The sequence below is a fragment of the Paenarthrobacter sp. TRD_SC_7 genome (assembly GCF_056156245.1).
In genome coordinates this window covers 58,777-82,432 of sequence record NZ_CM149587.1, presented here as the reverse complement: position 1 = coordinate 82,432, position 23,656 = coordinate 58,777, and the positions used below count along the sequence as shown (strand labels likewise).

Below are 23,656 nucleotides of genomic sequence, written 5' to 3'. Positions count from 1 at the left end.
CTCGCCGAGCCGCCGCTGGCTACCTGCAATAGTGGAACGATGATCAACCAGCAACAGCTCTGGGACGACGATGCCGCCAAGCAGTACGACACTCCAGGTGAGGGAATGTTCTCTCCCCAGGTTCTGGGCCCCACAGTTGAGGTCCTGGCCGAACTCGCCAAGGGGGGTCCCGCCGTCGAATTCGCGATCGGGACTGGTCGGGTGGCCATCCCTCTTTCGGAAGCGGGGGTTCAAGTCAGTGGCATTGAGCTGTCCCACGCGATGATCGCGCGTCTCCGTGAGAAGGTCGGGGAGGACCGGATTCCGGTGGTGCAAGGTGACATGTCGGAGGCGCGGGCGGGCGGGCATTTCTCATTGGCCTTCCTGGTTTTCAACACCATCGCCAATCTGTTGACTCAGGACGAGCAGGTCCGGTGCTTCGAGAACGCTGCCCGCCATCTTGCTCCTGGCGGGCGATTCGTCGTTGAGCTCTGGGTGCCACAACGTTCGCTCCCGCCCGGACATGCGGGAACGGTGGAGGCAGCCCGGCCCGGGTATCTCTTGGTGGACACCTACGATGTGCTGCGCCAGCACGTCATCTCACATCACATGCACTTCGGCCCGGAGCTTTCGGACGGGCGGGAGGCGCAGATTGGGCGGACACCACACCGATACATCTGGCCCAGCGAGCTCGATCTCATGGCGCGGATAGCCGGATTCGAGCTGGAATCCAGGTGGTCGGACTGGGACCGCAGCGAATTCACCGCTGAGTCCCGGAGCCACGTTTCGGTCTACGGGCTCACTGAACGTTAGCTGTGCTGGCGGCCCGGACAGGGGTATAGTCGGCCCATGCTCTCAGTGCGTCGATTTACCTGCCCCCGACCGGTCTCCGGTCGCGAGGGCTGTTTGGCGCGCGCCTAGGTCCTGGCACCGGAGTGAGTCGGGGGAGGAAGCCTCCACCCATTCCCAATCCAAGGACCAGCAATGCCTACTTATCTCAGTCCCTCAGAGCTTCACGACGCCTTGAACATCAGGGATCTCTCGAAGCCCGACGACCATCCCCCTCACGCGATGCAGTCCCTACTGCATGACGTCGTTTACGCCCTGCGGAAGCAGTGGGACGTGCCCCATCGAATCGTCCGTGATAGCCCGTTGGTCAGCGTTGCCGACAATTACGACCGGCTGGGGTTCAGTGCCGCCGACGTCACGCGAGACGAGAGGTACTCGCGCTATGTCAGCCCTACCGTCATGCTGCGCAGCCACACATCCGCGTCCATCCCGTCGCTGTTGCGCTCGCTTGATCCGGATGGTTCCATCGATGAGCTCTGGGCAATCCCCGGCCTAGTCTATCGGCGTGACTCCATTGACCGTACCCACGTGGGCACGCCCCATCAAGTGGACTTGTGGCGCGTGTGCTCCATTAAGACCTTGGATTCCGGTCACCTGCAGGAGATGATCGACTCTCTGGTGGATGCTGTGCTTCCGGGCGCGGAATGGCGGACGGTTCCTGCCGTCCATCCGTACACGCGATTGGGCTTGCAGATCGATATCCTCATGAACGGTGAGTGGATTGAGCTCGCGGAATGTGGGCTCATGGCGCCGCAACTTTTCCTCGACGCAGGTTTGGACCCCGGAAGATGGTCCGGGTTGGCTCTTGGGATGGGTTTGGACCGTGCCCTGATGCTTCGCAAGGGCATCCCCGACATCAGGTTGATCAGGTCTGCAGACCCACGGATTGAACAGCAAATGCTGAACCTCTCCCCGTGGAAACCCGTCTCCCAAATGCCTTCCATCAACAGGGATCTCTCAATTGTCGTTGCGGCAGATACGGACGGTGAATTGCTCGGAGACAGGGTCCGGACAGCCTTGGCCGACCGAGCCGAGGACCTGGAAAGTGTTGAGCTGCTGGCACTGACTCCGTACCACGAGCTTCCCGCAACAGCGCGGGACCGCCTCCAGATCGTTGCCGGGCAGGCCAACGCCCTTATACGGGTCAGGTTGCGCCCGCTCGGGCGGACAATGACCGATCCAGAAGCCAACCAGATCCGGGACGATGTCTACCTGGCCTTGCACGAAGGTCCGGTTAAGGAGCTCATTACAAAGTGACGAACAACCCGCAGTGCGCAGCCGAGTTCGCGTGCCTCGGCGAGCCAGCATTAGGGCGACGATGAGGGCATAAAGACGAGCGCATGTACTAGATGGATCCAGCCCAACCGAGGCTTTGCTGCTGGATTGCTAGTCTGGACTCATGACCCGTCGACTTGCTGCCCTGTCCGCCGTCCCCCTGTTGCTGCTGCTCGTCGGCTGCGGAGCCGTGGAGGAAGCAGCTACAAGCGCTGCGAGCGACGCAGCCTCAAAGGTGGCCACTGCCGCCGCCGATGAAGTGACCAAGCAGGTCTGCGCTGTGGTCCAGGACGGCTTGGTCAGCGTTCAGGACAAGCAGTTGCTGGCTGGTTTGGTCTCGGCCGCGGGCGCTGCCGGTGTGCCCGCAGAAATCACGACGCCGCTGAATCAGATTGCTGAGTCCGGAGACGAAGTGCCGGCCGAGTCAGTTCAGGCACTCAAGGATGCCTGCGCGTAGTAATGGTCGACGCACTTTCGTAGGTGCCTGCCTGGCCTTCTTGGGCACCTATACCGGGGCGAGATCCCGGCGATCTGCCTGAGGTGGGGCCGGCATGTGTGGTTGGAGGCTTCGCAGAGTCCGGCGCCGTTGTTCAGGCTGGTAGTCGCTGGCTTGTCCTGTCGGTTCCATGCAGCAGCCACAGGCTAATGCCCAGCCAACACCGTCCTGGCCCGTACAGCAATCGCTGCGGCGAGGACCACGGCAGCAGCGACCGCTGCCGCGACCGCCGTCGGGAACGATTCCGGGGCGTCGGCGCTGCGGCCCACCGTGATCCACACGAGGCCCCACGCGATGGCGGCGGCCAAGGCGAGCCGTCCGTTGCCCTTGATCGCCAACGCGACTCCAATGACGGCCACCACCACCAGAACGGCGACGGACCAAAACTCAGGACGCAACCCGAAGCCCCCAAAGCCAGAGGCCTTCAACGCAGCTGCGATGTTGGCGCACACTGCCACGCTGGTCCAGCCCAGATACAGCCCCAGGGTCCCATCAACGACAACAGCCTCAACCCACGAGGCAGCACGGGTCTGGCTGTAGCGTAGGAACGCCAGGACGAGGGTCACCAGCAGCGCCAGAATCAACACAACACTGACGAACAGCCAGCCCGCCTGGACGGACAAAATCCACGCCGCATTCAGGATCATGGACCCGGCAACTATCCAGCCGAGGGAACGCTGCCGGGAATTAGCCCGCTGCGAAGGCAGCCACTGCCACACGGTGTAGGCAACAAGGCCGGAGTAGATCACGGACCAGATGGAGAAAGCAGGGGTGGCCGGCGCAAGAAGGGTTGAGTCCGCGGCCAAGGCGCCGCCGGCGGCCTGCGCAATCGGGGTTCCGCCAAACATTCCGACGCCGATCATCGAGCCGACGATGCAGATCACCAGGCTGACGGTGACCGTGAGCTGCCGGGCGAGATCCGAGCTACCTGTCGCCATGTGCAGAGCCTCTCTCCTTGCGGGATGTGCGGTGTCAATGCATTCGCGCGGTACGTGACCTAGTATCAAAATGCTAGTGAATCAAGCTTTACGCTTATCAAAGGGACGTCGGATGGATTCGGAAGGCCACTCAAAGGGCTATTGGTACGGGAAAGACCCAGGGCAGAAGGCCATAGCCATTGACGTCTTGAACGCCATGCGGGACTACCGTGTCTCCGAGCAAGCGATGCGGCGCCGGACGCGTTCCTCAATGGGGATGGGCGAGAAGGATCTGCTGGCCCTGCGGTATTTGTTCGAAGCTGAAGCCGCGGGCAAGGTGATGAAGCCGAAGGACCTGGGTGACAAGCTCGGCATAACGTCGGCGTCCATGACCACCCTGATTGACCGTTTGGTCGAATCCGGCCATATTCGCCGCGAACCCCATCCCACGGACCGCCGCGCGTTGATCCTGAAGGCAACGCCGGGGTCGGACCAGGAAGTCCGGCACACCTTGGGCGGAATGCACCGCCGAATGCTGGACGTGGCGTGTGCCTTGAGCCCTGATGAGTCGCAGATCGTGGTGAACTTCCTGCAGCACATGCGCGAAGCACTGGACACCATCGATGAAGAGCCACAGGAACCCAGCGCATCATGACGTGAGGGCCCACTGCAGGATGAAAATGAGTGTCACCAGGAATCCTGAACCGTAGTTGAGCCAGATGAACCGCCGCCATGCCACATTGCTGCGCGCCGCCGTCGTATCCGTCACGTTCACCCACGGGGCGCAGTTGACGATGTACGGAAGCGCGATGATCGCCGCCAGTGGCCCGGGCCATGGCGTGGCCAGCATCGCGAGACCCGCGAGAAGCCAAAGTCCGACGGCGAGCCTCACCGTCCGGCGGGCACCGATGACCGTAGCTATGGAACCGATGCCGGCCTCCCGGTCGGGCTCGATGTCCTGAACGGCGCCGAACGCGTGGGCGGCCATTCCCCAGAGGAAGAACGCGGTCAGCAGGATGATCAGTCCGGGCGTTACGTCGGCGCCGGCCAGCGCCAAGCCGACGACGGCGGGACTCACGAAGTGCGTACTGGAGGTCAGTGAGTCCAAGACAGGGCGTTCTTTGAAGCGAAGCCCGGCGACCGAGTAGGCCACCACAGCGAATGCACTCACGGTCAGGCTGATCCATACGGCAGGGCCGCCCGCGGACGCCAAAACCAGCAGGAAAGGGACGTTGGTGAGGGCCGCGAGCCACAGCATGGGCCGGTGAAGGTGTGGCTGGAGGAGCGCACCTTCCATCCCGCCCTTACGCGGGTTCTTGAGGTCTGACTCGTAGTCAAAGACGTCGTTGATGCCGTACATCGCCAGGTTGTAGGGGATCAGGAAGTAGAAGGTGCCCACCACTAGAACCCAGTCGATGTCGCGGGTGGTCAGGAGCATGGCCGCGGCAAACGGGTAGGCGGTATTGATCCAACTGACCGGGCGGGACGCGAGCAAGGCCTGTGGGACGAGGCCTTTGAGGGTAGGATCCCGGTGCGCGTCTCCAGCATGTTTGTGCTTGCGTGTCAGCCAGATCCACAGGCCGGGAAGCGCCACGACACCCGCGAGTGGGTAAGCAAAATCCTCGACGGGCGCCAAGCCAATCTTGAGGCCGAGGATGTGTGCGGAATCGTAGTGGAAGAGTTCCATTCCGATCATGACGGAGTCAAACACAGCCGTCAGCACAGCGAGAGCAGAGAACGCGAGGCCTACCGCTTTCCAATGCTTGCCAGTCTCGCCGGGCCGGGCGCCCTGACGAGCGAAGATCACGCCGACGACGGCTGCCGCGGCGATGAAGGCGAGCGCGAGCCACAGGTAGGTCATGCGTTTTCCCGCTCCCGCTCGCCCTGCCTCGCGGGGATCCGGTCAAGCAGCCGCCGGGCGCCCGTGTAGAGGACCATGGTGCATAGCACCAGGAACAGCAGGAACGCGGGCTCCTCAATGGGCAACTCCGGGGCAATCAGCAGACCTGTTGCAATGGTGCCTTCCCCGCGCAGGAAAATCCCCAATCCAATTCCGGCCAGGTCCCAGCCGAGGAGGAACAAAACCCCGACGGCGGTCACTATCGCTGCTGCTTTCGCGTCACGCCAGAAGAACAACCGGAAACGGTGGTCAAGCAGGAGCATGCACGTGATGCCCAACAGCAGCGAGACCAAGTAGAGAACACCCATTAGCCAATCCTGCTAGCTACAGGCCTCACGGTGGTGGGGCCGGTGCTGTGATCGCCGCGGATCCGCTTCAAAACGAGCTCGGCGCTGATGAGGCACATGGGCACCCCTACTCCAGGGGCAGTGGTGGCACCTGCGTAGTAGAGGCCGCGAACACGTTTGGACGCGTTTTGGGCCCGGAACATCGCGCTTTGCCGGAGGGTGTGTGCCGGGCCAAGCATGCCGCCCCGCCAGGAGTTGAAATCTCGTGCGAAGTCGGCCGGGCCAATGGTGTGCCGGACCACGATGCGCTCGCGAAGGTCGGGGATGTTGGCCCACTGGGCGATCTGGTCGATGGCGGCGTCGGCAGTCCGCTCGATCAGCACATCGCCCTCCCCATCAGGTCCACCCGCTCCCAGCGAAGGATCGGCGGGGATGGGAACCAGGACAAAGAGATTCTCATGACCCTGCGGAGCCACTCCGGCATCAGTGGCACTGGGTTTGCAGACATAGATTGAGGCGGGATCCGGAATGCTCGGTTCTTCACCGAAGATTGAGGCGAAGTTTGCCTCCCAATCCCGGGTGAAGAACAAGGAATGGTGGGGAAGGTCCGGCAGCGCACCCTTCACACCCAGCATCACCAGCACTGCTCCGGGCCCGCTGGTGCGGCTCTGCCAGTACTTTTTGTTGTAGCTGCGGTCCCTAACGCCCAGGAGTTGGGTTTCGGTGTGGTGCAGATCGGCGCCGGAGACCACTTGGTCGGCAACGCTGTAGTGCTCTGCTCCGGAGTTGTCGCGCCACTTAACCCCGGTGACTTCCCTACTGTCCTTGCCGGTGAGGCCGGCGGGCAGGTTCAGGCCGTCAAAGCGCCCCGGTTTCTTGGTGTGCGTCGCTTCGCGGGTGGTGATTTTGAGGGCTTCCGCGCCCGTGTGGATCCTCACCCCGGCGTCGACTGCCAGTGCTTCGAGGCGCTCAACCAGGGCCCAAAAGCCGCCCATCGGATATTGCACGCCGTCGCCCAAGTCCAAGGCACTCATGAGGTGGTACATCGCCGGGGCAGCGGAGGGGCTGGTACCCAGAAATACGGCAGGATACCCAAGGACCTGGCGTAGCACCGGATGCTGGAACCGCTGGGACACGTATTTATCGAGCGGCGTCAGGAGCAGCTGCGTGAGCCTGGGAAGGCTGCGCACAACCTCGGGATGAAGCAGCGCCTGAAGCTTGGTGAACGGGTTGTAAAGGAAGAACCTTTCGGCCATTTCCGTAGTGCGCCGCGCGGAAGCGAGGTAGGACTTGAGCTGTTTGGAGCTGCCGGGCTCAACTTTTTCAAAGGTCTCCAAGACCTGGTCGCTGCCCAAGGGGACGGTCAGCGGATCTGGCCGCACACCGTCCTGGTTTGGCTCGCTGAAGATGCGGTAAGCCGGACTGAGCGTGTGGAGATCCAACTGCTCCGCAGTGCTGGTGCCCAGGAGACTGAAGAAGTGATCGAAGACTCCGGGCATGAGGTACCACGAGGGGCCGGTATCCCAGCGGAAGCCGTCCCGCTCAAGGCTGCCGGCACGGCCGCCCACCTGGTCGCGCTGTTCGAGGAGCTGGACCTCGTGTCCTTCGCGGGCGAGGAGTGCGGCGGTGGCAAGCCCAGCGATGCCGCCGCCGATCACTACTGTCCGGGTCAACGGTGCAGCTCCATCCAGGTTGAAGCAACGGCCCGGGCGGCGAGACCGGCCTTCACCGTATCCGGGACGCGGACACGGGACCGGTACAACTCGTCCGCCGTGGTCTGTTCGATCCTGTCTGTCAGGGCCGCGAAAAGGGCCAAAGCACTGCGGACCGCGGCGCGGGCGTCGCGTGGCAACAAGGGAATGACCGCGTTGGCATCGGCCAGCTGTGCCCGAATGGTGCTGACCCACTCCATGAGATCGCGGTCCTCAAGGTGGTCCGAAGTGCCGAGGTAACTCCGGCCCAAACGGGTGGTGTCGTCCGCGAGGTCCCGGAGGAAGTTGATGTTCTGGAAAGCAGCGCCCAGCCTGCTGGCACCATACTCCAAAGCCGAAGCGTCGCCGTCGTCGATAGTCTCATTCCGCATGAAGACGCGCAGGCACATCAGCCCCACCACCTCAGCGGAACCGTGCACGTAACCGTCGTGGGCGTCGGCGTCGAAGCGGAGCGGCGCCGACTTCTGCGCGGCAGTGCGATCGCCGAGATCCGTTCGCATGGAGGCGAAGAAGGGGTCGATGAGTGTTTTATCGATGCCCGCCGCGCGGGCTGTCTGGGCGAACGAGTGGATGATGAGGTCGCTGCTGTAGCCGATTTTGACGGCACGGTGTGTCTCGTCAATAAAGTGGCTTAGGGCTTCGCACTGCTCCTGGAAGCTGAGGCCGGCTTCCGCGGTGACGCCGTCCACGAGTTCGTCGGCCACCCGCACCAGGGCGTAGATGTTGCGGACATGCTGGCGGTACCTGGCCCCCAGCAGCTTGCATGCCAGACCGAAGGAGGTGGAGTAGGCGGAGATGACCTGGTTGGCGGCACGCTCAGCCGTCCGGGTGAAATGCGTAAAAGATGTATCGGTGGCGACGCTCATGATTGCCGTCCTTCCAGCTGCCCCGCCAGGTCAAGCAGGACGTTTCGTGCGCCCGGCGGAATAGTGCTTGTCAGCTGATGGTTGAAAGCCAGCATTTGTTCCTCGATGAGGCCTTGGACGAATGCCTCTGCCCCGCAATCCCTGAGATAACGGCGGACATGCTCACCCTCAGCGCTGTTGAGCGCTGGCCTGCCGAAGAAGGGCTCGATGTCCGGCCACGCGTGAGTGGTGCGGGCATGGGCGATGATGGCCGTTTCCTTGCCCTCGCGGAGGTCCGAAAAAGGATCCTTGCCGTGGCGGCGAGGATCCCCGAATGTGGACAGGAGGTCGTCCTGGAGTTGGAAGGCGAGCCCAAGATGCCTGCCGGCTGTTGCGAGCGCATTCTCGACGGCGAAGTCTGCACCTGCCAGCGCGGCGGCGGCACGCAGCGGGAGCACGAAGGTGTACGTGGCGGTCTTGTAGCCGCACATCACCAGGATGGTCTGGAGGTCCGGCGCGATGATGCCGTCGCCAAGGCCTACATCCAGTTGTTCGCCGGCCACGGTCTCGTTGATGGTGTGTTCCAGGAGATCGAGAAGTCCCAGGCGAAGCTCGTGGGGGAGGTCCGCGCGGGCGAAGGCCTGGTGTGTCGCTGCGAGGAGCATGTCGCCCATCAGGATGCCGCCGGTTTGTGCCCAGTGGAGGCCGCTCCCTTTGCGTGCACCGTCAGCGCTGTCCGGGCGGGCGGGTTCGCTGGCTTCGGCGAGGAGGGAACCAATCAGATTAGGGTGTCCGCGTCGGACGAGGTCGCCGTCGATCACGTCATCGTGCAGGAGGAACGCGTAGTGCAGGAGTTCGATGGCAGCGGCGATGCTAATGGCGGTCTCGCGTTGGCGTGATTCCGTTGAGCTTCGATGCTGGAGTGCGTCGTACGTTTCCATGAGCAGCAAGGGCCGGACGAACTTGCCGCCGAGGACGTTTTGGCCCGCGAGCGCCCACAGCCTGGCGAAGTTTGGGCCATAGGCCGTTGCCGCGCTGGCGCTCTTGCCGATGAGTCCGCTCAGTTCGCTTTCGATCGCGGTGCAGAGATCTGTGCGGCCCCGGACGGCGCTTGAGGTGATGGTCATGCTTCGGCTCCAACGTGAAGGGGCAATGCCCGGGCCTCAAGGAGCTGTGGAAATTGCAGCCCGAGCCAAGGGCTGAATGCGGAGGGGGTGTGGTCCAGGGCGTCCGCGAGTAGCGCCGGAGTAATCCATGCCCAGTCCGCCACCTCGGCGGGGTTCGGCTTCAATGCCCCGGTGATGCGGGCCACGTACACCGGGCAGACTTCGTTCTCGACGATGCCGGCGGGGTCTACCGCCCTGTACCGGAACTGCGGGAGTACCATTTCGATCCGGTTGGCGTCCACGCCGAGTTCGAACCGGGCGCGCCGGAGGATGGCATCCTCGAACTCCTCACCGGGCCCCGGGTGACCGCAGAAGCTGTTGGTCCACACCCCGGGCCATGTTTTCTTCTCGGGTGATCGGCGGGTCAGGAGAACTTCCCCATCATCGTTGAGCAGGTAGCAGGAAAAGGCCAGGTGAAGCGGCGTATCCACTGTGTGCACTCCTGCTTTGGGAGCCTCGCCGATGGGCGTTCCGGCGTCGTCAAGGAGGACCACCATCTCTGTCGCGTTCATGTTGCGCCTTCCTCCCACACCCTGTTCTGACCGGAACCCGAATATTGCTAGACAAGCTAGAAGAAAGGCTACCATGTAGGAAGTTAGGTGTAACATACGGAACATGTCCAGCCCTGAAGAGATACCTGAAGAAGCCGGGACCCCGGTTTCCGCCGGCATCTATGATCTGGACGCCAATGATCCTCATCAGGAGTTGGTAGATCGCTCGGGTCTCTCCGAACAGGACGTGCAGCAAATAGGCGAACTCATGGCAGCGCTGGGAAGATTGCGCGAAGCCGAACAGCGCCTCTCCGACGCCTCCCTCAGATACATGAAGCTCAACCAGTCAGACATGCGCGCATTGCACTATCTGATTGTTTGCGCCAACCATGGTGTGATTGCCACCCCCGGCGCCATTGCCTCCCGGCTCAATATCTCGACGGCGTCAACCACCAAGCTGCTCGATCGGCTGGAACGCGCGGGACACGTCACGCGACGCGCCCATCCCTCCGACCGGCGTGCGCTCGCCATCGCCATCACGCCTGAAACGCACGACGCCGCGATGCGTACGGTTGGGCGCCAACAGGCCAAGCGATTCCTGGCTGCAGCAAGGCTCAGTCCGGGCGAGCGTGCCACGGTGATGCGCTTTTTGGACGACATGGCGCAGGAGATCGAAGTGGCCGATGAGGCGTGGGCGGCTTCGGGGACGTAGCCCTGGTACTAGTACAGGAAGATCGGCAGCCAGTCGCGGTTGTGCGCGTGGACGAGTGCCAGGAACAAGACGAAGTCGAAGAGCAGGTGTACCGACACCACATACGTGAACGACTTGGTGAGTTTGAACGTGTAGCCCTGCAGCAGTGCGAACGGGAACGTCAACAGCGGACCCCACGACTGGTAGCCGATTTCCCACAGGAATGACGAGAAGACCACCGCTTGCAGGAGGTTGGCCAGCCAGTCCGGGAAATATTGGCGGAGCAGGGTGAACGTGGTGCAGATGAAGAACAGTTCATCCCAGATTCCCACGGCGTTGACGCCAAGGAAGAGCCGCCAGAAGATATCCGGATCGGAGGCATCCGGCCAGTTCTGGTACACGCCCGTCCTGATCAGGTACACCGGCAGGATGAAGTACCCGAGCGCTACGACACCTATCAGGTAGAGCTTCGCGACCAAGGGCCATTTGCGGCCGGTGTTCATGGGGAACTTGATGATGTCTTCGCGGTAGGCGAACCTCGACACCAGCCATGGCACCAGGACAGCCAATGCCAGGGCGCCGCCCATAAGGGCCATGTGCTGGGTGCTGAGGTCCGCGTTGAGGGGGACCAGGCTGAAGATCGTCATGCCCGTCGCTACCAACGCGAGGTGCCGCATCAACCGGCGATCGATGAAAGCCGCGGTCACCACGCTCATGACCAGCAGGCCATAGCCGAGCAGCTCGTTGCCCAACGCAAAGAGCGGCACTCCGGCCACGGAAAGCAGCGCCGCCGGCAACAGCTTCCAACTGAGTGCGGTCTTGGGTGATTCCGTTGATATGGATGCCACCCCTCCAGCATGTCAGGGCTTGTCGTCCGGCGACACGTTTTCCCTCGTCAAGACTCATCGCAGTGTCTCAGGCGCCCGGATTCCTCTGTAAGATTCGTGACAAGGCCCACACTTTCCAGTGGTGGCCAGGTCATGGCTGGCTTAGCCAGCGGGGGACACACAAAGGAATAGTAAATGGCTCAAGACGCGGGCTCTTTTGTACCGGAAAGCGGCAGCTCACCGAACGACGATTCTGGGGCGTCGCCGACCGGCGAAGATATGACCATGCGCGAACAGGTGCTGGACATCATCGGTTCCATCCTGGCTGATACTGATGCCCGGAGTGAAAAGGCCAGGAACAAGCTTCGCGCGTTGGTTGAGGCACGTCCAAACGATCCCGAGCGTGCCTTGTTGGAGCACTTGCTCGAGACCCGCAAGACGCCGGTCACAGCGGCCAAGGTCCCGGTTCAGCGTGAAGTTGCCAGCCTGCACTTGGAGTCCTCGGACACAGCCCGGACAGTATCGGTCCCCGTTAGCCACGAGGTGCGCGAAGGCATCCAGTCGATCCTGGCGGACAAGCTCTTGCTGACAGCTTTCCAGCCCGTCCATGCGCTGCCGAGCGGCGATGTGGTGGGCGTAGAGGCGCTCACCAGGTTCGTCGGAGAGGATGGAGCCGGAGCCGATGTGTGGTTCAACGAGGCTGCGGCAGCCGGATTGGGCACGGAACTCGAAATTGCCGCGCTGCACTGCGCCCTGACGGCAGCGCACGATGTCCCGGAAAACATGTCCGTGGCCCTGAACCTCACCCCTGCAACGTCCAACGACCCCCGAGTGCGGAACCTTCTGGCTGCAGCAGCACTCGCCCCGAACAGGATCATTGTTGAACTGACGGGCAGCCTGGAATCCGTAGAAGGGCAAACCGGCGACGACGGCCTGGGGCCGCTGCGCACCTTGGGCCTGCGGCTGGCCATCAGTGCGTCCGGAGCCGCCCTGGTTTCCATGGAGCGGATTGAACAGCTGCGCCCCGACATCATCAAGCTGGACCGCCATTTGATTGAAGGAATTGAAAGCAGCGACGGTCAAAAAATCCGGGCCAGGGCCATCGTGGAACTTGCGCGGGAAATCGGCGCAGACATCATTGCAGAAGGCATCGAAACTGATGCCGAACTTAATGAAGTCACGGCGCTGAAGGTCACGGCAGCGCAAGGTTACCTCCTGGGTCGCCCCTCCGTTCACCCGTTGGATTGGTCCGCATGGAGCATACGTGCGCAGACGGAAACCCAGCCCGCAGGCTAGGCAACTGCCGGGCATTTGGGTGACTCGCGTAAAGTAGCATGCGGGGGTTTTTCGGTCCCATGAAAATTGGGGATTGCTGAGGCAAGGACCCACCTAGCCAGGAAGTACTTCGTTGATGGACAGTTTTTTCAGTATGCTCGCGGAAATTCGCGGTAAAACAATCCCAGCGAGGTTGGCGGCACGCATGAACTCCGCGCGCGGCTTGTTGTGGGGCTTCGTGGTGATTCACCTGGTGTTCCTGGTCTTTGCCGCCGTGCTCTCGTCGCGAGGCGAAGCCTTCAGCGACACCTTTATCTACCGCGAGTGGGCGCTTGCCGGATTCGACGACGCAAACCTGACCGGGGGACCCAGCCCTTGGGTCTACCCCATCCTGGCGCTGATTCCCATGGGCGTGGCAGCAGTTGCCGGTCCTGGCCCTTTCTTCTTCCTGTGGGTCTTGCTCACCACACTGCTGAACGGCTGGGCGGTGCTCAAACTCACTGACCGCGGCCGTCGGCAGGAAGCAATCCCGGCGGCCTGGTGGTGGCTGGTATTCGTCTTCCTCATGGGATGGTTGGGCTTCGCCCGCGTTGACGGACTGACTGCCCCCATAGTCCTTGTGGCCCTGGTTTACGGTGTTTCGCGGCCCTTCGTGGCATCGGTCCTGCTTAGCGTCGCCACTTGGGTGAAGGTGTGGCCCGCGGCCGTCATGCTGGCCCTGTTCGCCGTGGTCAAGAAGCGCTTGCACGTTGTGGCGGCAGGCATTGCGACGACGGCGGTTGTGGTTGCGCTGGCCGCGACAGTTGGTGCTGTCCCCAAGTTGCTGAACTTCCTGACACAGCAGGGAGATCGCGGCATGCAGCTCGAAGCGACCTTCACCACGCCATGGTTGTGGTTGTCTGTCCTCGGCGTCGGCGATTCCCGCATGTACATGAACACGGACATCAACTCCATGCAGGTGGACGGGCCCGGCACTGCGTTTATGTCCGTGCTGATGCAGCCCCTCCTCCTGCTGGCAGCGGCCGCCGTCGCCGCTTTGACCTTCTGGGCCCTGCACCAAGGCAAGCTCAACGGCGGAGTGGACCGGACGGAACTCCTGCTTTCGGGAGCCCTCACGTTGGTGACCGCCTTCATCGTTTTCAACAAGGTGGGTTCACCGCAGTTCATGGTGTGGCTCGCTCCGGCGGTTGCTGTGGGTCTGGCGCATAACTGGAAAGAGTGGCGCGTTCCGGCCACCATGCTGATAGTGATCGCCATTGCTACCTACTTCATCTACCCGCTCTTCTACGATGCACTGAGCCACAACAACCCTTGGATGGCCCTGGTCCTGACCATCCGCAACGTCCTGCTGGTAGTTCTCTTCTTCTGGTCGGCGCGTCGCCTGTATTCACTGGGCCGTAAACGCTCCGTGGTCAGCGCACCAGCGGGCAAGGAGCTCTAAAATTTCCGCGACGTTCTTCGACCGGCTGGTCCATATCCGCAGCCGTGTCCTGCCTCCTGCAGCTATAGCGTGGTTCGCCCGTCCCTCCAGCGTGTGGTGGGGATTCGCCGTGGTGCATTTCTATTTCCTGTGCTGGATGGCCTCCTTCTTCCTCAGCGGCAATACCTTCAGTGACACTGAGCAATACCGCCAGTGGGCGATGGATGGCTACAACCCGGAGAACCTCAACGGGAAGATCAGCCCGTGGGTTTATCCCGTGCTGGCCCAGATCCCCATTTTCCTGGCGGGGATTGCCGGTCCGGACCTCTACCTGCTGATGTGGACCATGCTGATCACGGCCCTTAACGCGCTGGGTCTCTGGTATCTGACACGTGGCCCACGGAGGGTCACCGGGATAGCGCCCGCATGGTGGTGGCTGTTCTTCACCGTGTTCATGGGGTACCTCAGCTTCGCCCGCGTTGAAGGCATCACCACCTCCATAGTTTTGATTGCCTTGATCTGCGCTGCCCAAAGGCCAGTTGTCGCGTCCGTCCTGTTGAGCATCGCAACGTGGATCAAGGTGTGGCCCGCAGCGGTGCTGGTACCCATCATCATCGCTTCCCGCAGCCGGCTGCAGATGATCGCCGCCGGGGTGGGCGTCACCGCCGTCGTAGGTTTTGGAACCTATCTCGCTGGTGGCTTCAGCCACATCCTGGACTTCCTGATCAACCAGGGCGAGCGCGGTATGCAGCTGGAGGCCACATTCTCCACGCCCTGGGTGTGGCTCAGTGTCTTCAACATCGCCGGCTCCAAAATGGCCGACAACACCGCCATCAACTCCACGGAGGTCTACGGACCCGGTGCCGAGGTTGCGGCGTTCCTGATGCAGCCGCTGCTGATAGTTGCCGCGATCGCGGCCGCAATCCTCCTGATCCGTGCACTCAAGCGCGGAGCGGAGCGCGAGGAGCTGTTCCTCGAAGGCGCCTTGATGATGACAACGGCGTTCATCGTGTTCAACAAGGTGGGCTCGCCGCAGTTCATCATCTGGCTGGCACCTGTGATCATTGCCGGACTGACGCACGACTGGAACCGTTGGAAGGTGCCGGCCGCCCTGCTGATGGGGATTGCCATGACCACGTTCGTAATTTATCCGCTGTTCTACACCCCACTCATCCACGCGCACCCGATCATGGCTGCTGTGCTCACCACCCGGAATGTCTTGCTGGTGGTCCTGCTGTGGTGGTCGGTGCAGCGGACGGTTGAACTGGGGCGGCGCGTGAACCGGGATAGCGCTCCGGTGGTCCCGAAAGCGCTTTAGGGTCAAAACCAGCTTTAGGTCCGAACCAGCGCGTTAGCGGATAGTCGGAGGGCGGTGGAGCAGGCGACGATCAGTCTGTCCCACCCAGCGCGACAGCTTGCCTTGGACCAGCAGCCTGCGCGTATGGATGTCCAGGAACACCAGGTAGAACGCGAACAGAAGCGCGATGGCGAAGGCCAGCGAGGACAGGTCCACAGAGACCTCCACGAAGGACCACACTGACAACTGGTCCTGAGCACCGAAGACCACAAAGAATGTCACGCCGACGTAAAGGCACCGCATCTGCCAGTCGTCCCTGATACCCGTCACGGCCAGGAAGGGGACGAACCAGAGGATGTACCAGGGCTGAATGATGGGTGAGAGCAGCACGATCGCCGCGAAGGCGAGGGCCATACGCCGCACCACGCGGGAGTGGTCTCCGCGGAACATCAGGACGAGGACCAGGGCCACCGCGCCCCACTTCATGGCCGCTCGGAGGATGTCCGCCATCGCATTGCCGGGCAGGCCCAAGGCGTTGCCAAGGAACTCGATTTGCTGGCCCAGGAATCCCGACGGCGAGTAGCCGGTGAACCCGGGAGTGGGGTCCGTGATGGCCCACGCCCAGCCCAGACCCAAGCCGTAAGGTATGCCGCTGACCACCAGAACAGCGAAACTGATGCCCGCGGTCGCGGCCCAGATTCCAAACTTGCGCGGCCAGGAAGCCCCGGCACCGGCCCACATCAGTCCGATGAAGGGCAGCAACAAAACGGTGGCCGGCTTGATCCCGATGGAAAGAGTGACCAGCAGGATGCCCAGTAGCGGCCGTTTGGTAGCCGCGAAGTAGGTTCCCGCTACGGCGAAGCCCACCATGATGGCGTCATTGTGGGCGCTGGCGACGAAACTGATGAGGAAGAGTGGGTTGGCAACCGCAATCCAGAGCGCCCGGGCACCATTGATCCCGTGAAGCTCCGCGAGTTTGGGGACATACACAACGCACAACAGCACCCCGCCGGCGGCCAGGAGCCGGAACAGCAGGACTGACACGTCCGGCTGGGCGCCCGTGATGGCAACCACGGCGTGGGCCATCCACAAGAAGTAAGGCCCGTACGGAGTACGGGCTTCCGCCCAGGCCGGGTCCGCGCCTAAGGCGAACCAGTTGTTCAAAGCCGAGATGCCGACGTCGTAAGGGTCTTGTCCTTCCATCATCAGGCGGCCCTGGCCTATGTACGCGTAGACGTCACGCGAATAGACGGGCACAGCGAACAGCAAAGGAAGGGACCATGCTCCGATCGCCGCAACGATCGGTTTGAGCGAATTCCCTTCCCAGCTGCCCATTCGTTGGCCCAACCTCAGCCAGGACCGAACCAGCAACATGGCGCCAACGGTCAGGAGGACGGCGGAGACGGTCACGCCCCAGCCTTCAGTGCGGAGCGCGATGACTATAGGGTGGCGAATCATCGGGGATCCGTTGGCAATCCATCCGATGCCAATGGACCCTGCGAACATAAACAGGGATCCGAGGAAGCCCTGCAGGATGGCGGGATAAGCTACGGGCTTCGTCCCGGGAGCTGCTACCTTCGGGGCCTTCGTAGTGATGGGGTTTGTGATCGCTGAAGTCCCGGGATGCGGACTAGGGGTACTGCCTGCCGTCATGACTGGTCGGTTCCCCCACTCACGGTATGGCGCTCCTAAGAAATGAAACGCGGATTGATGCCGAAGAGCTTGTACTTGCGGCAAGTGAAATTTTAGCGTCGATCCAGCCAACACCACCACAGGCGCGGCAAAGGGTGACGGACTGCATACACCATCGGTTCACCGCCCCGTCGCCCGTCCAGTTCTACGTGGAGTCATCCCTTGCGGTGAAATGCCGAGGATCGCTGCCAACGTACGTCCCCGGCGGCATTCCCGCGCCGAATACCGGGCCCGGCTCGGGCCGCTTGGCGTGCCGCCCGTCGTCGGGATTTCGTTGCGTGAGGCGACGCACCACCCAGGGGAAGAGATGTTCCCGAGCCCAGATGATGTCGCCCGCCCGCGCCTCACGCCAGCTTCGCTCGGGTAGGGGCTTCGGCGCCAAGGGTTCCAGGGTATGCGGGACATTGAGGATATCGAGCACCATGATGGCGATGGTGTGCTGGCCCAGCGGCGAGAAATGCAGCCGGTCCGCGTTCCACATCCGAGGCTCCGTGAGCTGGCGTAGCGCCCAGAGATCTGCGATCAGGGCATCATGGCGGGCGGCAACTACCCGCATGTTCTCGTTGTAGATGGCCACTTTGCCGCGAGTATGGCCCAGCACCGGGGTCGCGCCCCAGTCCGGGCCGGTAAAGAGCACGATTGTGGCGCCGGTCGAGACGAGTCTTTCCACGCCCGCATCCAACTCGAGGGCAAGTTTGTCCGGATCGCTCCTGTGGAAGAGCAGGTCATTGCCGCCGGCGTTGAGGGTGATGAGGTCAGGTTGAAGCTCGATGGCCGGACCGACCTGTTCCTCGAGGATCTGGTGGAGCATCTTCCCGCTGATGGCCAGGTTCGCGTAAGCGAAATCCTCATGTCCGGTGCTCAATTCTTCCGCGACCCGGTCCGCCCAGCCGCGGAGGCCGCCGGGGCTCCTCGGTTCAGGATCGCCCAACCCCTCGGTGAACGAGTCGCCCAAAGCCACATAACGGCTCCACGGGTGCAGGCCAGCCCCGAAGCTACCGGAACCACCCTGCGCAATGCCGTTGGCGCCGGGAGCGTTCATGCCTCCATAGTGCGCCGAATTGTGGATTTTTTGTACAGCAACTGCGAAAGCACACAAATGCGAAATAAGTCACTTCCCAGAATCTCAATACTAAGATACCTTGTATCAAGGAAATGAGTACATGCACCTTGACGGTCCCCCACGAAATGTGCTTCGCCTTCGGGGCCTCACAACTTTAAGGATTTCCGATGGAGAGAATGAGCAAACCCAAGATTCAGGATGAGATCAAACCGAACTGGTGGGTACTTTGCCTGGCATTCGCCGCCGTAGTGCTTGATGGGTACGACACGGTCGCACTCGGAGTGTCCATTCCGTCGATATCCAAGGAATGGGGAGTTGAGCCCGCCCATTTCACCCCGGCCCTCGCATTTACGAGCGCTGGGGTGGCTATCGGTTACATGGCGGTAGGACGCTTAGTAGCAAAACTGGGCACAAGGAATGTCATCTTTTCCGCCGTTGCGCTCTTCACGATTGGTTCACTGCTGACGGCGTGGTCAGGTTCAATAGTGGAGCTGACGGTCCTTCGTTTCGTGACTGGGCTGGGGTTAGGGGCCGTGCTGCCTGCGGCTGTCTCACATGCGACCGCCATCAATCCGTCGCGTTTGCGCCAATCGATTGCGGTGGTCGTGATGACAGGTATTTCGTTTGGGGCCCTCGTCGCTGGACTCGGCGGGGGTATCATCACTAATGCGCTCGGGTGGGAATGGGTTTTCATTCTCGGAGCCATCGCCTCAGGCGTGCTCTTGCCCATCCTATGGGTCGGCCTATCAGGCAAGCACGCGTCGATCACTCCCATGGATCCTTCAGAGGCCAAGCACCACGCCGCGGTTTCCCGCCTTTTCGATGCACCTGTACGGAGCAGAACGCTTCTGCTGTGGTCTTTCTCATTCCTTATTTTCGCCGTTTATTACGTGTTCTCATCGTGGCTGCCCACCCTGCTTACGAGCTACGGATTCGGCCTTGGTCTGGCGCCCTTGGGATCGGCGGCGTTGGGCGTAGGAAGCATTGTTGGCGCCTGTGTGCTGATTCTCGGATCACGTCGACGCCGGATGACCTCAGTCTTGGCTGGCACATCAGCAGCAGCGGTCGCGTTCCTCGTCATTTCCGCATTCCTCGGTCCGGACAAGGCGCTGCTGCTGATTGTCTTCGGTGGCGTCGGCCTTGGGCTCCAAGCTGGCATGATCGGCCAGGCGGCTGTGGCAGTGACTCTGTACCCCCAAGCAACTGTGACCGCGGGGGTGGGGTGGGCAGCTTCATTGGGGCGACTCGGATCGGTGGTGGGCCCGATATTCGGTGGCATTCTCATCGGCCTTGGCGTGGATACCGGCACCATAGTTCTCTCTGTGTGCATCCCTGTGATTGTGGCCTTGGTGTTGATGCTGATCCTAGGGCGGATTACAGCCGAAAGGACTGTAGTTCCCGAATCTTCTCAGCTCGACAAGCAGCCCTTCGCTGCCCCGCCTGGGGGCTAGTGCAACGTGGTTTGCCAGCCCGCGTTCGTTGTCACTCCCATCGCCTACCATGACAGCATCGGCGAAGGAGGAAACGTATGGGCGTCATGGATGAGCTGATCAATGCCAGTGTGATCACCGAACTGCAATCCATACTCAAGAGCGCCGAACCCAACCTTGAGCTGCCAGCATTGGATCACTCAGGTAGCTCCCTTGTTGGACATAGCCTCCGGCAGCGGGTTGATATCGTCCGGGACGCACTCCTTGACGATTTGCCGACAGGCTACTCCGCTGTTCAGGGGATCATGCTCGATGCTCTCGATGACCCTCGGTTTACGGGCTGGATGGTGTGGCCGGCCACTGAGGTCGTGACCGGCAGGGCACTGCAATCGGGGTCGCTCACCGATTTTGACGCCGCTCTTACGGTCCTGTCCCGCCTAACCAGCAGGCTGACGGGAGAGTTTGCTATCCGTGACCTTATAGCTGCGCGGCCGGAACGAGCTATCGCCACCATGCAAACCTGGACAAATCACGACGACGAAAACGTCCGCCGGCTCGCCACCGAAGGCTCTCGCGCCTACTTGCCGTGGGCCAAAAGAGTTCCTTGGCTGGTGGCCAACCCAACAGCAACGCAGGGGATCCTGGATGCCACCTATCGGGATCCTGCCGAATATGTTCGACGTTCTGCGGCGAACCATCTCAACGATCTGAGCCGGATCGATCCGCAGCTGGTGATAGCTACTGCGCGCCGCTGGTCAGGAAAACCCGATGACGCCACGTCCAAGGTGATCCGCCATGGACTCAGGACCTTGGTCAAGCAAGGCAATCCGGAAGCACTCGGCCTCCTGGGTTACTCGGGTGGCCAGCTCGTGGTTATGGAGCCTCGAATCCTCCACACTTCCGTGGCGTGGGACGGAACCGTAGAATTCTCAGCCGAGGTGGTGAATGAAGGCCTCCAGCCCGCTAAAGCAGCCATTGACTATTCCATCGGTTTTCAGCGGGCCAACGGCACGGTAAGCGCTAAAACTTTCAAGCTCACGTCCCGCCGGATTAGGCCCGGTGAGACCCTCACTGTCACAAAAACGCATTCCTTCCGCCCAATCACAACCCGTTCCTATTACCCGGGGCAGCACTACGTAGTAGTCCAGGCAAACGGCGTCGCGTCGGTGCCGGCGAACTTCGTCCTGAACCAGAGGGAGCCCGGCTAAAGGCAAGCCCCGCCGGGTTACCTGATGTACATCAGATTCCCATCAGCCGTCGCATCTGCTGGCCAGCATCGCTCCCCGGCGCCGGTGTGTAGACGACGATGTGCAGGTCGGGCCGGTCAGAGGGTGAGACCTGGTGGTGCTCCATGTGCAGGACGCCAACTGCGGGGTGGTGGAACTGCCGCTCGCGGGATTCGAATCCCAGGATGTCGTACCGGTCCCAGCTTTCCTGGAACTCCGGGCTGGCGTCCTTGAGCCGGCCTACTTGGTACTCCACATCGGGGTCGCCCAGGCGCTGCCCGGTTTCTGCCCTGAACTCAGCCAAAAAGCGCTTGCTCGTGACGTCCCAGTCCGGGAGCAGGTCGCGGATATACGGGTCAGTGAAGACCAGCCACAGCAGGTTCCGGTCCGAGGCATCGAACGTTCCGATGTTTGGGTACAGCGCCTCGTAGGCCCGATTCCACCCGGCAATGCCCCAGTCCGGGGACAAGGCGTAGGAGGGGTTGGGGTCCAAGGCGTCCAAGAGCCGCTGCACATGGGCGGGAGCATCGGCCGCTACAGGTCCTTTGGGGAGTGCCGACGAATAGCCGCCCAAGGAAAGCACATAGCTCAGCCCGGTGTCTGAAAGATGCAGCGTGCGGGCCACGGCTTCCAGGACTTGGCGTGAGGGGCTGATGTCCCGGCCCTGCTCAAGCCAGGTGTACCAAGTGACGCTGACGCCTGAGAGAAACGCGATCTCTTCCCGACGGAGACCGCGCTCGCGGGAACGCCCCACGGGCGGCAGTCCGTAGTCCGAACGAAGGGCCTGGTTTCGGCGGGTCCTGAGGAAGAGCCCCAGTTCCTTGCGTCTCTCGTCTTTCACGGACTCAACACTATTACTCTGGTACTTTCACTACTAGTAGCAGCACCGTCTTCCACCGGCCGTAGAACAGCAGCAGGATGGTACACATGCCTGCACTTCGCTCCAGAACAGTCACCCACGGCCGCAACATGGCCGGAGCCCGCGCACTGCTGCGCGCTTCCGGCGTCGCGAACACCGATATCGGCAAGCCGATCATCGCCGTGGCCAACTCCTTCACCGAATTCGTCCCCGGCCACACCCACCTCGCCCCCGTGGGCCGGATCGTCTCCGACGCTATCCTCGCCGCCGGCGCTGTACCGCGCGAATTCAACACCATCGCCGTGGACGACGGCATCGCCATGGGCCACTCCGGCATGCTCTACTCGTTGCCTTCCCGCGACCTGATCGCCGACTCCGTCGAGTACATGGTCAACGCACACTGCGCCGACGCCCTGGTCTGCATCTCCAACTGCGACAAGATCACTCCGGGGATGCTCATGGCCGCACTGCGGTTGAACATCCCGGTGGTGTTCGTCTCCGGCGGTCCCATGGAGGCCGGCAGAGTGACACTTACCGATGGCTCCGTGCGCTCCTTGGACCTGGTGAACGCAATTGCCGACGCCGTGGACGAATCCATCTCCGACGAAGACATTAACCTCATCGAAGAGAACGCCTGCCCCACCTGCGGTTCCTGCTCCGGCATGTTCACCGCCAACTCCATGAACTGCCTCGCCGAGGCAATCGGCCTGGCCCTGCCCGGCAACGGCTCCGTGCTCGCGACGCACACCGCTCGCAAGGCGCTGTACGAGAAGGCAGGCGCCACCGTCGTCGAGCTGGTGAAGCGCTATTACGACGGCGACGACGACTCCGTGCTACCGCGCTCCATCGCAACTGCCGAAGCTTTTGACAACGCCATGGCACTGGACATCTCCATGGGCGGCTCCACCAACACGATCCTGCACCTGCTGGCCGCGGCCCAGGAGGCGGGCGTGGACTATGGCTTGGAAGAGATGGACGCCAAGTCCCGCCAGGTGCCCTGCTTGGCCAAGGTGGCTCCGAACGTCGCCGGGGACAAGACCTATTACATGGAGGACGTGCACCGCGCCGGGGGCATCCCCGCGCTACTGGGTGAGCTGAACCGCGGCGGCCTCCTGCACAAGGACGTCCACTCCGTGCACTCGGCCGACCTGGATGGCTGGCTGGACGACTGGGACGTCCGCGGCGGCAAGGCCACCGAAGAGGCACAGGCGTTGTGGCACGCGGCCCCCGGTGGCGTCCGCTCCTCCACCGCGTTCTCGCAGTCGAACCAGTGGACCTCCCTGGACACTGACGCGGAGGGTGGCTGCATCCGTTCCGTGGAGCACGCCTACTCCAAGGACGGCGGCCTGGCTGTGCTGCGCGGCAACGTCGCAGAGGACGGCGCGGTGGTGAAGACCGCAGGCGTGGACGAGTCCATCTGGACCTTCGAAGGCCCCGCAGTCGTGTGCGAGTCACAGGACGAAGCCGTGGAAAAGATCCTTAACAAAACCATCAAGGAAGGCGACGTGGTGGTCATCCGCTACGAAGGCCCCAGGGGTGGGCCGGGTATGCAGGAAATGCTCTATCCCACCTCATTCCTGAAGGGCCGCGGCCTGGGCAAGAAGTGCGCCCTCATCACGGACGGCCGCTTCTCCGGCGGCACCTCCGGCCTGTCGATCGGGCACATCTCCCCGGAGGCTGCCTCCGGCGGCACCATCGCCCTGGTTGAAAACGGCGACATCATCAGCATCGACATCACACAGCGCTCCCTCCAGTTGCAGGTCTCCGACGAGATCCTCGCCGAACGCCGTGAAAAACTCGAAGTCAACGGTGGTTACAAGCCGAAGAACCGGGACCGCCAGGTTTCCCCGGCCCTCCGCGCCTACGCCGCCATGGCATTGTCTGCGGACAAGGGCGCCGTGCGCGACGTCTCGCTGGTGGAAAACCTCTAGGCTTCGTTCGGCGCAGAGTCCGCGCGGT

Annotated in this window: 22 protein-coding genes; 11 read left to right on the top strand and 11 right to left on the bottom strand. The window is 62.3% G+C overall.

Annotated elements, in window-relative coordinates; genetic code table 11:
• The first annotated feature begins 39 nt into the window (after window positions 1-39).
• The 3 genes from AC0J5Z_RS00420 (at window position 40) to AC0J5Z_RS00410 (ending at window position 2,560) form a co-directional block, all read left to right on the top strand.
• On the top strand, window positions 40-792 hold the full coding sequence (locus tag AC0J5Z_RS00420; RefSeq protein ID WP_475036682.1) for a class I SAM-dependent methyltransferase: 753 nt from the start codon (window positions 40-42) through the stop codon (window positions 790-792).
• 171 nt (window positions 793-963) lie between these two features.
• Window positions 964-2,085 (top strand): PheS-related mystery ligase SrmL, encoded by a 1,122-nt coding sequence (srmL, locus tag AC0J5Z_RS00415; protein ID WP_475036680.1) that lies wholly within the window; start codon window positions 964-966, stop codon window positions 2,083-2,085.
• Window positions 2,086-2,227: 142 nt separating this feature from the next.
• Window positions 2,228-2,560, top strand: coding sequence for a hypothetical protein (locus AC0J5Z_RS00410; protein ID WP_475036677.1), 333 nt, complete (start codon window positions 2,228-2,230; stop codon window positions 2,558-2,560).
• Window positions 2,561-2,745: 185 nt separating this feature from the next.
• On the opposite strand, the gene AC0J5Z_RS00405 is transcribed toward AC0J5Z_RS00410, so the two are convergent.
• Entirely contained in the window at window positions 2,746-3,537 is a 792-nt protein-coding gene (locus AC0J5Z_RS00405; RefSeq protein ID WP_475036676.1) for a tryptophan-rich sensory protein, read from the bottom strand.
• A gap of 112 nt (window positions 3,538-3,649) precedes the next feature.
• Between AC0J5Z_RS00405 and AC0J5Z_RS00400 the strand changes: the two genes are divergently transcribed.
• On the top strand, window positions 3,650-4,171 hold the full coding sequence (locus AC0J5Z_RS00400) for a MarR family winged helix-turn-helix transcriptional regulator (protein ID WP_475036673.1): 522 nt from the start codon (window positions 3,650-3,652) through the stop codon (window positions 4,169-4,171).
• Here AC0J5Z_RS00400 and AC0J5Z_RS00395 read toward each other — a convergent pair.
• From AC0J5Z_RS00395 to idi, 6 genes are read right to left on the bottom strand one after another with little or no spacing between them, the layout of a single operon-like run.
• Window positions 4,166-5,377, bottom strand: a complete 1,212-nt coding sequence (locus AC0J5Z_RS00395) for a prenyltransferase (protein ID WP_475036670.1) — start codon at window positions 5,375-5,377, stop codon at window positions 4,166-4,168. The two genes, AC0J5Z_RS00400 and AC0J5Z_RS00395, sit on opposite strands and share 6 nt — an antisense overlap.
• Entirely contained in the window at window positions 5,374-5,724 is a 351-nt protein-coding gene (locus AC0J5Z_RS00390) for a lycopene cyclase domain-containing protein (RefSeq protein ID WP_475036665.1), read from the bottom strand. The genes AC0J5Z_RS00395 and AC0J5Z_RS00390 overlap by 4 nt, the downstream gene beginning before the upstream one ends.
• Entirely contained in the window at window positions 5,724-7,376 is a 1,653-nt protein-coding gene (gene crtI / locus AC0J5Z_RS00385; protein ID WP_475036659.1) for a phytoene desaturase family protein, read from the bottom strand. The genes AC0J5Z_RS00390 and crtI overlap by 1 nt, the downstream gene beginning before the upstream one ends.
• Window positions 7,373-8,281: a phytoene/squalene synthase family protein gene (locus AC0J5Z_RS00380; RefSeq protein WP_475036657.1), complete on the bottom strand. Its 909-nt coding sequence runs from the start codon at window positions 8,279-8,281 to the stop codon at window positions 7,373-7,375. The genes crtI and AC0J5Z_RS00380 overlap by 4 nt, the downstream gene beginning before the upstream one ends.
• On the bottom strand, window positions 8,278-9,387 hold the full coding sequence (locus AC0J5Z_RS00375) for a polyprenyl synthetase family protein (RefSeq protein ID WP_475036653.1): 1,110 nt from the start codon (window positions 9,385-9,387) through the stop codon (window positions 8,278-8,280). Before AC0J5Z_RS00375 ends, AC0J5Z_RS00380 begins: the two co-directional genes overlap by 4 nt.
• Complete coding sequence (idi, locus tag AC0J5Z_RS00370) at window positions 9,384-9,938, bottom strand: isopentenyl-diphosphate Delta-isomerase (RefSeq protein WP_475036650.1); 555 nt, start codon at window positions 9,936-9,938, stop codon at window positions 9,384-9,386. Before idi ends, AC0J5Z_RS00375 begins: the two co-directional genes overlap by 4 nt.
• A gap of 103 nt (window positions 9,939-10,041) precedes the next feature.
• Between idi and AC0J5Z_RS00365 the strand changes: the two genes are divergently transcribed.
• Window positions 10,042-10,629 carry a MarR family winged helix-turn-helix transcriptional regulator gene (locus tag AC0J5Z_RS00365; protein WP_475036646.1) on the top strand — a complete coding sequence of 196 codons (588 nt, stop codon included), beginning with the start codon at window positions 10,042-10,044 and terminating at the stop codon, window positions 10,627-10,629.
• Window positions 10,630-10,637: 8 nt separating this feature from the next.
• Here AC0J5Z_RS00365 and AC0J5Z_RS00360 read toward each other — a convergent pair whose 3' ends face one another.
• Window positions 10,638-11,456: a CPBP family intramembrane glutamic endopeptidase gene (locus AC0J5Z_RS00360; RefSeq protein WP_475036641.1), complete on the bottom strand. Its 819-nt coding sequence runs from the start codon at window positions 11,454-11,456 to the stop codon at window positions 10,638-10,640.
• A gap of 174 nt (window positions 11,457-11,630) precedes the next feature.
• On the opposite strand from AC0J5Z_RS00360, the gene AC0J5Z_RS00355 reads away from it, so the two are divergent.
• From AC0J5Z_RS00355 to AC0J5Z_RS00345, 3 genes are all read left to right on the top strand, one after another.
• Window positions 11,631-12,731, top strand: a complete 1,101-nt coding sequence (locus AC0J5Z_RS00355) for an EAL domain-containing protein (RefSeq protein ID WP_475036639.1) — start codon at window positions 11,631-11,633, stop codon at window positions 12,729-12,731.
• Window positions 12,732-12,846: 115 nt separating this feature from the next.
• Entirely contained in the window at window positions 12,847-14,151 is a 1,305-nt protein-coding gene (locus AC0J5Z_RS00350) for a glycosyltransferase 87 family protein (RefSeq protein ID WP_475036637.1), read from the top strand.
• Window positions 14,152-14,260: 109 nt separating this feature from the next.
• Entirely contained in the window at window positions 14,261-15,448 is a 1,188-nt protein-coding gene (locus AC0J5Z_RS00345) for a glycosyltransferase 87 family protein (protein WP_475036634.1), read from the top strand.
• Window positions 15,449-15,481: 33 nt separating this feature from the next.
• Here the strand turns inward: AC0J5Z_RS00345 and mptB are convergent, their stop codons facing one another.
• Window positions 15,482-17,080 carry a polyprenol phosphomannose-dependent alpha 1,6 mannosyltransferase MptB gene (gene mptB, locus AC0J5Z_RS00340; RefSeq protein ID WP_475036632.1) on the bottom strand — a complete coding sequence of 533 codons (1,599 nt, stop codon included), beginning with the start codon at window positions 17,078-17,080 and terminating at the stop codon, window positions 15,482-15,484.
• Window positions 17,081-17,264: 184 nt separating this feature from the next.
• The gene (locus AC0J5Z_RS00335; RefSeq protein WP_475036630.1) at window positions 17,265-18,161 is read right to left on the bottom strand and encodes an SGNH/GDSL hydrolase family protein; all 897 of its coding nucleotides are present in this window, start codon (window positions 18,159-18,161) and stop codon (window positions 17,265-17,267) included.
• A gap of 197 nt (window positions 18,162-18,358) precedes the next feature.
• On the opposite strand from AC0J5Z_RS00335, the gene AC0J5Z_RS00330 reads away from it, so the two are divergent.
• Both AC0J5Z_RS00330 and AC0J5Z_RS00325 read left to right on the top strand, forming a co-directional pair.
• A complete protein-coding gene (locus tag AC0J5Z_RS00330) occupies window positions 18,359-19,633 on the top strand; it encodes an MFS transporter (RefSeq protein ID WP_475036629.1) in 1,275 nt (424 codons plus the stop codon).
• 77 nt (window positions 19,634-19,710) lie between these two features.
• Window positions 19,711-20,820, top strand: coding sequence for a DNA alkylation repair protein (locus AC0J5Z_RS00325; protein WP_475036627.1), 1,110 nt, complete (start codon window positions 19,711-19,713; stop codon window positions 20,818-20,820).
• Window positions 20,821-20,851: 31 nt separating this feature from the next.
• Here the strand turns inward: AC0J5Z_RS00325 and AC0J5Z_RS00320 are convergent, their stop codons facing one another.
• Entirely contained in the window at window positions 20,852-21,679 is an 828-nt protein-coding gene (locus tag AC0J5Z_RS00320) for a helix-turn-helix transcriptional regulator (protein ID WP_475036623.1), read from the bottom strand.
• Between the two features lie 86 nt (window positions 21,680-21,765).
• Between AC0J5Z_RS00320 and ilvD the strand changes: the two genes are divergently transcribed.
• Window positions 21,766-23,628 carry a dihydroxy-acid dehydratase gene (gene ilvD / locus AC0J5Z_RS00315; RefSeq protein WP_475036620.1) on the top strand — a complete coding sequence of 621 codons (1,863 nt, stop codon included), beginning with the start codon at window positions 21,766-21,768 and terminating at the stop codon, window positions 23,626-23,628.
• Window positions 23,629-23,656: the final 28 nt, after the last annotated feature.

Coding starts and splice junctions, on each gene's coding strand:
- AC0J5Z_RS00330 (WP_475036629.1), top strand. CDS start 18,359: ATGAGCAAACCCAAGATTCAGGATGAGATCAAACCGAACTGGTGGGTA.
- AC0J5Z_RS00400 (WP_475036673.1), top strand. CDS start 3,650: ATGGATTCGGAAGGCCACTCAAAGGGCTATTGGTACGGGAAAGACCCA.
- AC0J5Z_RS00390 (WP_475036665.1), bottom strand. CDS start 5,724: ATGGGTGTTCTCTACTTGGTCTCGCTGCTGTTGGGCATCACGTGCATG.
- AC0J5Z_RS00325 (WP_475036627.1), top strand. CDS start 19,711: ATGGGCGTCATGGATGAGCTGATCAATGCCAGTGTGATCACCGAACTG.
- AC0J5Z_RS00350 (WP_475036637.1), top strand. CDS start 12,847: ATGGACAGTTTTTTCAGTATGCTCGCGGAAATTCGCGGTAAAACAATC.
- srmL (WP_475036680.1), top strand. CDS start 964: ATGCCTACTTATCTCAGTCCCTCAGAGCTTCACGACGCCTTGAACATC.
- mptB (WP_475036632.1), bottom strand. CDS start 17,080: ATGACGGCAGGCAGTACCCCTAGTCCGCATCCCGGGACTTCAGCGATC.
- AC0J5Z_RS00355 (WP_475036639.1), top strand. CDS start 11,631: ATGGCTCAAGACGCGGGCTCTTTTGTACCGGAAAGCGGCAGCTCACCG.
- AC0J5Z_RS00380 (WP_475036657.1), bottom strand. CDS start 8,281: ATGAGCGTCGCCACCGATACATCTTTTACGCATTTCACCCGGACGGCT.
- AC0J5Z_RS00395 (WP_475036670.1), bottom strand. CDS start 5,377: ATGACCTACCTGTGGCTCGCGCTCGCCTTCATCGCCGCGGCAGCCGTC.
- idi (WP_475036650.1), bottom strand. CDS start 9,938: ATGAACGCGACAGAGATGGTGGTCCTCCTTGACGACGCCGGAACGCCC.
- AC0J5Z_RS00410 (WP_475036677.1), top strand. CDS start 2,228: ATGACCCGTCGACTTGCTGCCCTGTCCGCCGTCCCCCTGTTGCTGCTG.
- ilvD (WP_475036620.1), top strand. CDS start 21,766: ATGCCTGCACTTCGCTCCAGAACAGTCACCCACGGCCGCAACATGGCC.
- AC0J5Z_RS00420 (WP_475036682.1), top strand. CDS start 40: ATGATCAACCAGCAACAGCTCTGGGACGACGATGCCGCCAAGCAGTAC.
- AC0J5Z_RS00365 (WP_475036646.1), top strand. CDS start 10,042: ATGTCCAGCCCTGAAGAGATACCTGAAGAAGCCGGGACCCCGGTTTCC.
- AC0J5Z_RS00335 (WP_475036630.1), bottom strand. CDS start 18,161: ATGAACGCTCCCGGCGCCAACGGCATTGCGCAGGGTGGTTCCGGTAGC.
- AC0J5Z_RS00375 (WP_475036653.1), bottom strand. CDS start 9,387: ATGACCATCACCTCAAGCGCCGTCCGGGGCCGCACAGATCTCTGCACC.
- AC0J5Z_RS00405 (WP_475036676.1), bottom strand. CDS start 3,537: ATGGCGACAGGTAGCTCGGATCTCGCCCGGCAGCTCACGGTCACCGTC.